Source organism: Komagataeibacter xylinus (assembly GCF_004302915.1).
Taxonomy (GTDB): Bacteria; Pseudomonadota; Alphaproteobacteria; order Acetobacterales; family Acetobacteraceae; genus Komagataeibacter; species Komagataeibacter xylinus_C.
Genome location: NZ_QQBI01000057.1, coordinates 1 through 10,392 on the forward strand (window position 1 = coordinate 1; position 10,392 = coordinate 10,392).

Here is a 10,392-nt window from a genome sequence, read left to right on the forward strand (position 1 = left end):
CGCGGGGTGGAGCAGCCCGGTAGCTCGTCAGGCTCATAACCTGAAGGCCGCAGGTTCAAATCCTGCCCCCGCAACCACTGATACCGACACTCCCGTGAGCCCAGCTCCGGGAGTGTTCGTGTTTTCAGCCTTTCCAACGGCTTGCCGCTCGATCCAGTTCAGGATCGTGCCCAGTTCCCCATACAGCATCGCGTCGATCTCGCCCCGGTTCGGGCCGGGAGTGAGCACGACCTTCTCGATCAGTGCTCGCAGCGCCTCGGCGGCTTCCAGCCGTTCCTCGGGGCGGTTGAGGGCGTCGGTCAGACGGCCGACCTTGCGTGCATAGATCGCCGAAGCACTGGGCAGCAGGTCCGGTACATCGTCGGGGACGTCGGAGAGCAGGTTTGTCAGCTCGGCCTTGCGGGCTTCGAGCGTGTCCATCTCCGCCTTCATGCTGGGATGGAACATGCCCTCCTTGATAGCCTCAATGATGCCCCGGATCTGCTTCTCGACCTTCACCTGTTCCACCTGCCAGACATCGGCGTTGGAGCGGCGCTCGCGATTGAGGCGGTTGGTCTCCTCGACATAGGCACGCATCGCCTCGGCCGCGATCTCGGGTGTCATCATCCGGTCCTTGAGGCCGGAGAGCACCCGGCGTTCCAGATCGGGGCGGGGGATCGTCCGGCTGTTGGTGCAGGAACCATTGGTGACATGGCCTGAACAGGCAAAGCGGTCGGAGCCTCGCAGCGTGTAAGGGCCACCACACTGGCCGCAGAACAGCAGACCCGACAGCAGGGATTTCGCCCGACGGGTGCCGTTGAGTCGGTTCCGTTTGTGATGCGCCCGCACGGCCTCGGTGACATTGACGTATTTCTCAGCGATGATGTTCTGGCGGGCCTTCGTCGCCTGCCAGAGGGCGTCATCGACGATCCGCAGGTCGGGCACGTCTGTGATGACCCACTCTGATTCCGGGTTCAGCCGCGAGATGCGCTTGCCCGTGGACGGATCTTTGACGTAGCGCTGCCGGTTCCAGATCAGGCGCCCGATATACAATTCATTGTTGATGATGCCGGTGCCGCGCTTCACATGGCCCCGGATCGTGGTGTCGCTCCACAGCTTGCCCTCGGGACCGGCGATGCCCTGATCGTTCAGCGCCTTGGCGATGGCGCGCGGACCAATGCCGGCAGCAAAGTCGCGGAAGATACGGCGGACGATCTCCGCCTGATACGCGTCGATCTCGCGGTCACCCCGGATCTGTTCGCCTTTGGCGTCGAACTGGCGGACGACGCGATAGCCGTAGCAGAGACCGCCGCCGGACTTGCCGTCCTCGACCCGGCCGCGCAGGCCGCGATGGGTCTTAGCTGCCAGGTCTTTGAGGAACAGGGCGTTCATCGTCCCCTTGAGGCCGACATGCAATTCTGAGATTTCGCCCTCGGCGAGGGTGACGATCGGCACACCGGCGAATTTCAGGTGCTTGAACAGGGTGGCGACGTCGGCCTGGTCGCGGGAGATGCGATCCAGCGCTTCGGCCAGAACGATATCGAACCGTCCGGCCTGGGCATCCTGCAACAAGGTCTGGATGCCGGGGCGCAGGATCATGCTGGCGCCGGAGATGCCCGCGTCCTTGTAGGCGCCGATCACCTTCCACTTCTCGCGCTTGGCATGTTCGCGGCAGATGCGGAACTGGTCCTCGATCGAGGCGTCGCGCTGGTTGTCGGACGAGTAGCGGGCATACAGGGCGACGCGGGTCATGGGGATGTTCCTTGGGTAATGTTTCCTATCAGGCGACCTTGTCCATCCGGCTGGGCCGGATCAGCACCTCGGCCGAGATGCCGAGGCCGTCATGCAACTGGCGGATCATGTCGATCGACAGACCGCGCTTGCGGTTCAGTACGTCGGCCACCCGGTTGCGTGGACCGATCATCGGCTCCAGATCCTTGCGGGTGAGGCCCTGCTGCTCCATCCGGAAGCGGATCGCCTCGACCGGATCGGGCGGATCGATCGGATGGTGTTTCGCCTCATAGGCGTCGATCAGGGTTGCCAGCACATCGAGGCGGTCGCCGTCCGGCGTGCCGCTCTTCGCCCCCCACAGGCGCCCGACTTCTTCCAGCGCTGCGTCATAATCCGCTTCGTTGCGGATGGGTTTCAGGTCAGCCGTCATGCTCCACCTCCGTCACGTCGATCCTGTCATACGCCTTGTGCGTGCCGATCCATTTGATCCAGACGATGCTTTTCTCGAAATCGACCGCCACGACCAGGCGATAGGCGTTGCCCTTGATGTTGAAGACGATCCGCTCGGCGCTGACGATACTCGCCGTGGCGTAGAGCCGCTTCACATCGGCGGTGCTTGTCCAGGCAGCCCTGCCGACTTCGGCGAACCAGGCATCCAGCGCCGCTTTCACGGCCGGTTGGTCCTTCTGGCCTGCCAGACTGTCGACGAACTCTCTCAGCGTGCGTCGGGCGATGATCCTCATTGACTGATCTTATATCACGGGACCATAATGGTCACAAGAAAAATACACGACTGCCCAATGAGGGGTCGTTCGCCGGGGGCAATACTGCCGGGAAAGGGAGGCTACCGCATGGGACCGGATCGGTTCTGTCGAGCCTGTTTCCGCTCCATCGCGCGGGCACGCTCGAACTGCTCGCGGGCGATCTGCCGGCCGATCAGGCGAGCGAGGGAGCGGATGGCGTCATCGGACGGGCGGAACGCCTCACCGGCCGTTTCCGCCTCACTGGCGGGGCCGAACACCTCGATCCTGATCCTGTCGGGTTTGCGTGCCATCTTGTCCACCTTCCCGGTCATGGGGCGACAGGAACGATGAAGGACAGGACAAGGGGATTTGAGAAGACCGTGCGGCGCCCCATGCGGTAATCGGCGGTGATCGCGCAGAAAAGGGAGGCAGGACGGCCGTGGAAAAGGTGATCATTCTTCTGGCGATTGGATATGCCATCGGATTCTATATTCGGGATCGTCGTGCGAAAGAGGCCCTGTCGCAGCAGGCCGCCGTTCGGCAGCAGGAAGACGAGCGCCGTCGGCAATACCGACAGGAGAATGACCTGTCCGATCCGCAGAACCAGTTGCGCTTTATTGGTGAATGCAGCCTGAAGGCCGTTCCTCCCGTCAATCGGGAAGCCGTGCGCGTACTCTACGCGATCGACGAGTGGATCAAGGACTATCAGCCCGACTGGCGTTTCGCCTTCGAGGTTGCGATGGGCGGATTCATCAAAACGCCTTATGCCCCGGATGATCCACGTCAGAAGCGGGCTTTCAGTTCCTATAGCGGCAAGCGCGTCGATTTCCTTTTGATCGATCGTTTTGGCAATCCGGTCCTGGTGGTCGAGTATAACGGTTCCGGTCACGATCTATCCGGCGACGCTGACGCTCGTATGGCGGTCAAGCGTCTGGCCTTGCAGAAGGCAGGTATCCCGTTGCTCGAAATCCCCGAGAGGATGAGCAAGCCGGATGTCTTCGCTGCACTTTCGGAGAAAATTGGAGTGCTGGAAACAGACAAAAGAACAGGCTAATGGCTCCGCCCTCGCGCCGGAAAGGGTGCGCGTCAGCGCGCTGACGCCGCCCGATGGGGTGTCCCCGATCTTCCTGCGCTGCGCTCCGTGCAGACCGGGAGATACCCCTCCCCATCGGTCGCCCTTGCCGTTGCTACCCCGCTGCTCGCCGCGAGGCAGAGGAACAGCGGGGCTGTTCCTCGCGGAACAAAGGACGAAGACCATGAGCGGCAACACCACCACGGCGACCAATTTCCGCAATACCATTCTCAATGGCGACAGCGTGGACCTGATGCGGGCAATGCCGCGCAACGCGGTGGATTTCATTCTGACCGATCCGCCTTACCTGGTGAACTATCAGGGGCGGGACGGGCGGAAAGTTCGCAATGACGATAACGCGCGTTGGCTCCGTCCGGCCGTGAATCAGATGCACCGTGTGCTGAAATGGGGCGGTCTTGCCGTCAGTTTTTACGGATGGAATAAGATCGACCTGTTTGCCGATGCCTGGAAAGCGGCCGGGTTCCGCATGGTCGGACATATCGTTTTCCGCAAATCCTATGCCTCGTCTTCGGGTTTTCTTCGCTACGAGCATGAAAGCGCTTACCTTCTGGCAAAAGGGAGCGTGAGGCGGCCTAGACAGCCGGTGCCGGATGTGATCGACATGCCGTATTCGGGCAATAAACTGCATCCGACGCAAAAGCCGGTGGCGGCGTTGCTTCCGCTGGTCGATGCGTTCTGCCCGGTGGGTGGCCTGGTGCTGGACCCGTTTTGCGGTTCGGGGTCGTCGCTGGTGGCGGCGCAGCATCTCGGCCGTGAGTGGCTGGGGATGGAACTCGACGCAGAACACGCGGCAACGGCGACCCGGCGACTGGCCTGGTACGCGGCGAAGAAAATAGCAGCATAGGGAGTGAACGCCGCAGAGCCGACAATTCGGTTCTGCGGTGCCCCCTTCCTTGTCCTGTCTGTCCGCACAAATTTGCGCCGATCCGACTTCGCGGATCGGCAGCGGGAAGATGGAAAATAAGCGCCGCTCGCCGGGCGAGTGCCCGGCTCGCGGAATATTCTGGCACGCGCGGACGAACGCCATAACGTCGTGCGATCGCGTTACGAGATCGACATATCTCCAAACACAGTCTGCACAAAATCGTCCCATTGCGCATCCTGATGTTCCTGCTGCCCGAAGCAGGCGCAAGAGGAAGGGTAACGCGATGCCGATGTCAGATTGGCAGTCGCCGGCCGCTTACGAACACGCACAAGACATTGCTGCTGCCGGCATGGCCTGGGAATATCTTCGACGTGACGACGAATATCGTCGCGCGTTCCAGCGAACGAAAACGCTTGCGGCTCCGAAGCCAGGGGGCAGCAAAGCCTTTTCCAAACGATGGGGTTTGCGATTTCCCTGTCGACCCGACGCAGCCTGCCGGCCGCACGCCTGTTTTCTGGATACCGGAACTCTCGCCTGACGTGATCGAACTGCGGGCGGCTCTTGCGGATGCGGATGATCCGGCCGTCATGCCGATCAACCTTGCGGAATTGCCGGACCTCGTCGCGCGGCTGGATGATGGTGATGCGTGGCATGGTTTCTGGCCGTCCGGCGCGTCGTCACATCAGTTCTGGCTCCCGACACGTCCGGCGGATGGACACGCCACGTATGTTGTCATCCTGCCGCTCGACAAGCTGCTGGAACTGCGTGCGGAAGCCGTGCTGCGTTTATGGCGCGCGCTGGTCGATCGGTCTGAGGGCAGGTGGGCTCATGATTTCCCGCAACAGACACGGGACCGGCATATCCTGATGCTTCGGGCGTTTGATGGTCGAGCGGATGGCGCGAGCTATCGCAAACTGGCCGAAGTTCTGCTCGGGTTTGAAGGCAGGAAGGCCGATTGGGACAACGATCCTCGCAAGAACCAGGTCCGGCGCCTTGTTGCTGATGGCCGGTATTACGTTCGTGGCGGCTACCGCAATCTTCTGCATTATCCAATTACATTATCTAAGTGTTGAGTTTAGAGGGGATTGTCGATTCTGTTCTGTATTGAATATAACCCAGAAAATATAATGGATTCCTATTTTTTGCCCGAGGAAAAATAGAAGTAAAACTCATCATGATTTTTGTCTTTTTTCTGCACGAGATAATCTACAAACGCATCTATGTTAGTATTTTTCCATTGAGATTCCGGTAAGTTGAATTTTTTGATTGCCTCAAGGGCAATCTCTTTAGTTGTGTTGTTTCTAATGAAAATTTCAAGCGAGGGTCCCGGTGTTAAATTCCACTTCAGGATTCTATTTATGGCTCTGCGCAAATTTCCATTTTTTGAAGGGGTTTTTTCCACAACAATGTCTATTTCTTTTTCGGTTATTTTTTTAATATAGTTTTCTGTGCAGATTATTTTTTTTTCTTCTATTAGATATACGATTGAATCCCAATCAAAAAACGTGGCGTTGATTACGTCTTCTATGGAATTTACAGGAATATTGGCGTTTTTTGCCGTCCATGTTGAAGATAGGGACCAAAAATCAATTTTCACACAATTGTTTCTGACAGAAAACCCGCCATATTTATTGCCACTTGCGCCTATTTCTTGTGCGAATTTACTTACGGCATAATTATCGTCGTCGATGACAATATCGATATCAGATTTAAAGCCATATCGCCCATTGATGGCAAAATCGCGAACTAGGCCACCGATAATTGCTGTGCGGGAAAACTGACGTAGATGTTCTCTATAGAAATTTTTAAACGCAACAGCCTTAGGGTCGCGGCTTTCCCATAGATATCTATCAACGCGCTTCTTTAACGCTGCGAGATTAGGAGGCGGTTTCATTGCGGAATGGCCCTCACTTTATGCCACAAATTCAATGCGAACGTATCAGTCATTCCTGAAACCATATCGGTAAGAAGGCGCATTTCTCGATAGACAGTCGGAAGTGTATGCGGTTTAACAGCGCATTCCATGTAATTTGGACTAATTAATGAGAACATATACTTGGAGAACGGCAGATTTCTTTTGGACAGAAGCTGGTCTCTATCCTTTCTGTCAGTTATCCCTTTCCAAAAAGCTGTCATCAGGCCGTCTATTGCGTCGGCTCCTATTGCTTCTTGTCTAAGAACAACTTCATTGTTGAAGCAGAATTTCTTAGAAATTTTCTTTAATGAAAGACAGAGATTATTATTGTCTAAAAGACCTTTTGTGTGACGAAAATCGAAAATTAATTCGCGGCACTCTGAAAAATTATCGCAGGCAGATTTAATAAGATCTTCTAATAGATATGCCCTTAGGTATTGAATTTTTATATCTTTTTTAATATCTGAGTCGTTTTGAAGGTGAGAAATTTCTGTAAACTTTTTTCTTATTTTTTCAATGATTTTTTTGTCTGTAATGCTTTTATCGTTATCAAGAGTAATCAATACGTCATCTGGAGAAATTATCCCTTTTTTCAAAACATCATCAACGTCCAATACGGAGTAGGCAATATCGTCACAGGCTTCCATAATCCAAGTCAGGGGATGACGTTGTCCTTCCTCTAATCCTGTTTTGTCCCGGACCCACTGAATTATTTCTTTTTCTGACCAGAAATATCCAATTTTTGATTTGGCATGTATGGTTTTATCAACTCCTGTCGCCCCAACAGGATATTTTAATGCAGCGACTAGGGTAGCGGCTGTTAGATCAAGGCCCAAGCCGGCTATATGCGCTTGAAGGCTTACAAGAAGACGGAGAGTCTGGGCATTCCCATCAAAATTTTCGAATTCAGCAAGATATGGCTCTACGATCTCCCACTCATCAGGGGGACATTTTGCCTTAATTGATGCAAAATTGTTCGAGAACCAGCGACCGATTGCAGCTTCACCTTGGTGTCCAAACGGTGGGTTGCCTAGGTCATGTGCCAAGCCGATAGCCTGCAAAATAGGCTGGATAGTTTCCATCAGATCGGCACCAGGAAGGTCACCGCTTTTCGAGATACGAGTCCCGATTGAGCGCGCCAAATTGGCGACCTCATGAGAATGGGTCAGACGGGTTCTCACCCCATCATTTTCGTCCATGGGCCAGACCTGCGTCTTATCGGCGAGACGACGAACAGGTGCAGAAAATAGAATCCGATCATAATCATGCTGAAATGCAGAACGAATATCGCTTGATATTGTGGCTGGGGTATCTTGAGAAGAAAATTCTACTTCTTGCCTGCGCGGGTAGCGACTATCTGCCCAAAGATCAGTCACAATTTTCTCCCTCTGCTAGAATCGCTCCAAGTTCTCACTTAAAGCACACTTTGCCTCCGCGCACGAGTAAGGTAGCTCGATTCTGCTTGTTCCGTCTTAATTGGCTGAATTTAATGTGAAAAATGCATCCTCGATCATGGCCTTGCTCCAGATGTCTAGGAATTCATCGGAGTGCCGGAATCAACCCCCGTAATTCCGGCACTCTCCACACCGCCGATCCTCCGCCACGGTTCGCCATGGTCCGCTGTCGTTGCCGACAGCCGCCGAACCCAACCGGAGGCCGATCATGCTCGATCCCAAGACGGGGTTGCCGCCCCGTTTCCTGCGCACGCCCGACGCGGCGCGCTTCCTCGGTATTTCCATCCGCACGCTGGAAAAGCACCGCACCTACGGCACCGGCCCGACCTATCGGAAGATTGGCGGCCGCATCGTCTATACCCTCGACGACCTTCAGGGCTGGACCGAGAACGGCGTCCGCAGGTCCACGACCGACGAGACACCCTGCCGTGTCTTCCCAGCCCGCCCGCTGACCCCGGCCGAAAAGGCGACCCTCTGAATGGCCGGCGTCATGCCGCAGCGCGGCGAGCAGGGGCGGGAGAGCGAGCGGCTTCGCCTCGATCCCTTCGTCATCGCGGGTGGCGATGCCAGCCCCCGCGACCAGCGTGACTTGATGGAGCGGCCGTTCTTCTCGCTTTCCAAGACAAAGCGCATTGCCCCGATCCTGTACGAGGCCGGGGGCCAGCGTGTCGAGATTCACGGGTTGGCCGAACACGGCATGGCTACGATCTGGGATGCTGACGTGCTGATCTGGGCTGCTTCACAGATCGTCGAGGCTGAGAATGGCGGCCTCAGAACATCCCGCTTCCTGCGCTTCACCCCATATCAGCTTCTGACGGCCGTCGGCCGCGCCACGGGCGCACGGGATTATCACCTGCTCAAGGCCGCATTCGCCCGGCTGCAATCGACCGTGATCCGCACCACCATCCGTAACGGCGAACACTGGCGCCGGCACCAGTTCTCCTGGATCAACGAATGGGAGGAACGGACGGCACGCGACGGCCGTGTCGAGGGCATGGAATGCGTTCTGCCGGACTGGTTCTATCGCGGCGTCATCGACCGCTCGTTGGTCCTGACCATCGACCCGGCCTATTTCCGCCTGACGGGCGGCATCGAACGCTGGCTCTACCGCGTCGCCCGTAAACATGCCGGGCATCAGCCGCAGGGCTGGATGTTCGAGATTCCCTATCTTCACGAGAAATCCGGCAGCCTGGCGCGTGTCTCCGATTTCGCGCTCGACCTGCGGCGCATCGCCGCCCGCCAGCCGCTCCCCGGCTATCGCCTCGCGATCCGGCGCGAAGGACGGCGGAAACTGCTGCATATTCGTCCCGTCAATTTATCCACAGTGCCTGTGGATGACGCTGTGGATGGACACGGGATTTCGGGCGCAGGGACTATCGGGACTTCGGGCGCATCACTATCGGGATTTCAGGCGCACGAACCCCAGTTAAGTCTTTGGCCTGAAAAGCGGAATCGCGCTCCTAACTTAGAGTCTAACTTAGAATCTAACTCTTTGATGTTGGGGCAACCGGTTACCGACCGTGGTGCCAGTGCCGTCGATAGGCCGCATGATCCGCACGCGTGTGGTCCTTCTCCCACGCCGGGAGACGGGCCATGACCAGCGTCAGAACGTTCCGTGCGCGGAGCCATGCCCTGCTGTCCGCACGCGACGCATTGACCCATGTCGAACTGACCCACATAGAGAAGCGCGTCGAGAACTGGATCAGATTCGGCCATGAGGCTCAGGAACAGATCCTCGACCGTCGGCGTCGCATCTTCTCTTTCCGTCCCGGCAGCATCTTCGCCTTCGTCCGCTGGGCGGCCAATGATTTTGGCACGATCGCGTCGCGCATCGACATCCTGCGCGCCGTGACACCGGGAGAACCCTGCCAGACGGTCCCGTTCGTCCGGCCCGGCGCTGAAATCCTGCTGCGGGTCGCGGGTTGGCCGAAGGTCGAACAGGTGCTCCTCCATATCGATGCGGTGGAAAAGGCCGGCATCGATGCCTGCGCGGTTTCGCCCGATCACTGGCGGCATGTCGGCAACCGGCTGAATGCGGGTGAGCAACCGCGCACCTACACCATGGCACGTCATCGGGTCTGGCTCAGACGGCGGGAGATCGTGCCATGACCCGCTTCGGTTATGTCATGGCGACGTATTTTGCCGCGATGGGCGTCGCCGTCGCGTCTATCGTCCCCGTGCCGGTGAAGCTGCTCTGGAACGCCTCCGCCAGCACGCCCCTCGGCCTCTACGACCTTGCAGCGCCGAACGGGCTAAAGGTCGGCGATCTGGTTGCCGTCAGGCCACCGAAGCCGCTGGCCGATTTCATGGTCGGACGTGGCTATATCGGCCGGAGCGTGCCGCTGCTGAAGCCTGTCGCGGCGCTGCCGGGGCAACAGGTGTGTCGTGTCGGCCGTGCCGTTACCGTCGATAGTGTGCGGCTGGGCGAGGCGCAGGAGCGTGACCGGCGCGGGCGTGTGTTGCCGGTCTGGCAGGGCTGCCGCCGCATCGCACCGGATCAGATTTTTCTCATGAACCCGTCTGTCCACGACAGTCTTGTAAATGCTGTTTCAAAATTCCCCACATGTGCTGTCGGAAAATTCCCCAGCACGGATATGGTGATCAGCCATTGA

Annotated in this window: 14 protein-coding genes and 1 tRNA gene; 9 read left to right on the forward strand and 6 right to left on the reverse strand. The window is 57.4% G+C overall.

Features of this window, described 5'->3' with window-relative positions; translation table 11 throughout:
* A tRNA-Met gene (locus DV027_RS16300) sits at positions 1 to 77 on the forward strand.
* Here the strand turns inward: DV027_RS16300 and DV027_RS16305 are convergent.
* The 4 genes from DV027_RS16305 to DV027_RS16320 form a co-directional block, all read right to left on the reverse strand.
* Positions 34 to 1,731 (reverse strand): recombinase family protein, encoded by a 1,698-nt coding sequence (locus tag DV027_RS16305; RefSeq protein WP_130732908.1) that lies wholly within the window; start codon positions 1,729 to 1,731, stop codon positions 34 to 36. The genes DV027_RS16300 and DV027_RS16305 overlap by 44 nt on opposite strands.
* Positions 1,732 to 1,759: 28 nt before the next feature.
* Complete coding sequence (locus DV027_RS16310) at positions 1,760 to 2,140, reverse strand: helix-turn-helix domain-containing protein (protein ID WP_025825656.1); 381 nt, start codon at positions 2,138 to 2,140, stop codon at positions 1,760 to 1,762.
* Positions 2,130 to 2,453 (reverse strand): type II toxin-antitoxin system HigB family toxin, encoded by a 324-nt coding sequence (locus tag DV027_RS16315; RefSeq protein WP_048851140.1) that lies wholly within the window; start codon positions 2,451 to 2,453, stop codon positions 2,130 to 2,132. Before DV027_RS16315 ends, DV027_RS16310 begins: the two co-directional genes overlap by 11 nt.
* 101 nt (positions 2,454 to 2,554) lie before the next feature.
* The gene (locus DV027_RS16320; RefSeq protein WP_130732900.1) at positions 2,555 to 2,764 is read right to left on the reverse strand and encodes a hypothetical protein; all 210 of its coding nucleotides are present in this window, start codon (positions 2,762 to 2,764) and stop codon (positions 2,555 to 2,557) included.
* Positions 2,765 to 2,892: 128 nt separating this feature from the next.
* Here DV027_RS16320 and DV027_RS16325 point away from each other — a divergent pair, with 128 nt between their 5' ends.
* The 4 genes from DV027_RS16325 to DV027_RS18205 all read left to right on the forward strand — a co-directional run bounded on the left by DV027_RS16325 (position 2,893) and on the right by DV027_RS18205 (position 5,484).
* Positions 2,893 to 3,507 carry a DUF2726 domain-containing protein gene (locus tag DV027_RS16325; RefSeq protein ID WP_130732901.1) on the forward strand — a complete coding sequence of 205 codons (615 nt, stop codon included), beginning with the start codon at positions 2,893 to 2,895 and terminating at the stop codon, positions 3,505 to 3,507.
* 202 nt (positions 3,508 to 3,709) lie between these two features.
* Positions 3,710 to 4,390 carry a DNA methyltransferase gene (locus DV027_RS16330; protein ID WP_130732902.1) on the forward strand — a complete coding sequence of 227 codons (681 nt, stop codon included), beginning with the start codon at positions 3,710 to 3,712 and terminating at the stop codon, positions 4,388 to 4,390.
* 370 nt (positions 4,391 to 4,760) lie between these two features.
* Positions 4,761 to 4,949 (forward strand): transcriptional regulator domain-containing protein, encoded by a 189-nt coding sequence (locus tag DV027_RS18200; RefSeq protein ID WP_408884475.1) that lies wholly within the window; start codon positions 4,761 to 4,763, stop codon positions 4,947 to 4,949.
* A 49-nt stretch (positions 4,950 to 4,998) separates the two neighbouring features.
* Entirely contained in the window at positions 4,999 to 5,484 is a 486-nt protein-coding gene (locus DV027_RS18205; protein WP_165399229.1) for a DUF2285 domain-containing protein, read from the forward strand.
* Between the two features lie 62 nt (positions 5,485 to 5,546).
* Here DV027_RS18205 and DV027_RS16345 read toward each other — a convergent pair whose 3' ends face one another.
* Complete coding sequence (locus DV027_RS16345) at positions 5,547 to 6,305, reverse strand: hypothetical protein (RefSeq protein WP_130732904.1); 759 nt, start codon at positions 6,303 to 6,305, stop codon at positions 5,547 to 5,549.
* Positions 6,302 to 7,702: a deoxyguanosinetriphosphate triphosphohydrolase family protein gene (locus DV027_RS16350; protein ID WP_165399228.1), complete on the reverse strand. Its 1,401-nt coding sequence runs from the start codon at positions 7,700 to 7,702 to the stop codon at positions 6,302 to 6,304. Before DV027_RS16350 ends, DV027_RS16345 begins: the two co-directional genes overlap by 4 nt.
* A 286-nt stretch (positions 7,703 to 7,988) precedes the next feature.
* On the opposite strand from DV027_RS16350, the gene DV027_RS16355 reads away from it, so the two are divergent.
* From DV027_RS16355 to DV027_RS16370, 4 genes are read left to right on the forward strand one after another with little or no spacing between them, the layout of a single operon-like run.
* Entirely contained in the window at positions 7,989 to 8,258 is a 270-nt protein-coding gene (locus DV027_RS16355; protein ID WP_025828231.1) for a helix-turn-helix transcriptional regulator, read from the forward strand.
* The gene (locus DV027_RS16360) at positions 8,259 to 9,377 is read left to right on the forward strand and encodes a replication initiator protein A (protein WP_130732906.1); all 1,119 of its coding nucleotides are present in this window, start codon (positions 8,259 to 8,261) and stop codon (positions 9,375 to 9,377) included. It abuts the gene before it with no gap.
* The gene (locus DV027_RS16365) at positions 9,374 to 9,889 is read left to right on the forward strand and encodes a DUF2840 domain-containing protein (RefSeq protein ID WP_130732907.1); all 516 of its coding nucleotides are present in this window, start codon (positions 9,374 to 9,376) and stop codon (positions 9,887 to 9,889) included. Before DV027_RS16360 ends, DV027_RS16365 begins: the two co-directional genes overlap by 4 nt.
* Positions 9,886 to 10,392, forward strand: coding sequence for a S26 family signal peptidase (locus DV027_RS16370; RefSeq protein WP_242621977.1), 507 nt, complete (start codon positions 9,886 to 9,888; stop codon positions 10,390 to 10,392). The genes DV027_RS16365 and DV027_RS16370 overlap by 4 nt, the downstream gene beginning before the upstream one ends.

What these genes read in the sequence shown, in the direction of transcription:
- DV027_RS16345 (WP_130732904.1), bottom strand. Translation starts at nt 6,305, where the DNA reads ATGAAACCGCCTCCTAATCTCGCAGCGTTAAAGAAGCGCGTTGATAGA.
- DV027_RS16330 (WP_130732902.1), top strand. Translation starts at nt 3,710, where the DNA reads ATGAGCGGCAACACCACCACGGCGACCAATTTCCGCAATACCATTCTC.
- DV027_RS16315 (WP_048851140.1), bottom strand. Translation starts at nt 2,453, where the DNA reads ATGAGGATCATCGCCCGACGCACGCTGAGAGAGTTCGTCGACAGTCTG.
- DV027_RS18200 (WP_408884475.1), top strand. Translation starts at nt 4,761, where the DNA reads ATGGCCTGGGAATATCTTCGACGTGACGACGAATATCGTCGCGCGTTC.
- DV027_RS16370 (WP_242621977.1), top strand. Translation starts at nt 9,886, where the DNA reads ATGACCCGCTTCGGTTATGTCATGGCGACGTATTTTGCCGCGATGGGC.
- DV027_RS16305 (WP_130732908.1), bottom strand. Translation starts at nt 1,731, where the DNA reads ATGACCCGCGTCGCCCTGTATGCCCGCTACTCGTCCGACAACCAGCGC.
- DV027_RS16310 (WP_025825656.1), bottom strand. Translation starts at nt 2,140, where the DNA reads ATGACGGCTGACCTGAAACCCATCCGCAACGAAGCGGATTATGACGCA.
- DV027_RS16360 (WP_130732906.1), top strand. Translation starts at nt 8,259, where the DNA reads ATGGCCGGCGTCATGCCGCAGCGCGGCGAGCAGGGGCGGGAGAGCGAG.
- DV027_RS16365 (WP_130732907.1), top strand. Translation starts at nt 9,374, where the DNA reads ATGACCAGCGTCAGAACGTTCCGTGCGCGGAGCCATGCCCTGCTGTCC.
- DV027_RS18205 (WP_165399229.1), top strand. Translation starts at nt 4,999, where the DNA reads ATGCCGATCAACCTTGCGGAATTGCCGGACCTCGTCGCGCGGCTGGAT.
- DV027_RS16320 (WP_130732900.1), bottom strand. Translation starts at nt 2,764, where the DNA reads ATGGCACGCAAACCCGACAGGATCAGGATCGAGGTGTTCGGCCCCGCC.
- DV027_RS16355 (WP_025828231.1), top strand. Translation starts at nt 7,989, where the DNA reads ATGCTCGATCCCAAGACGGGGTTGCCGCCCCGTTTCCTGCGCACGCCC.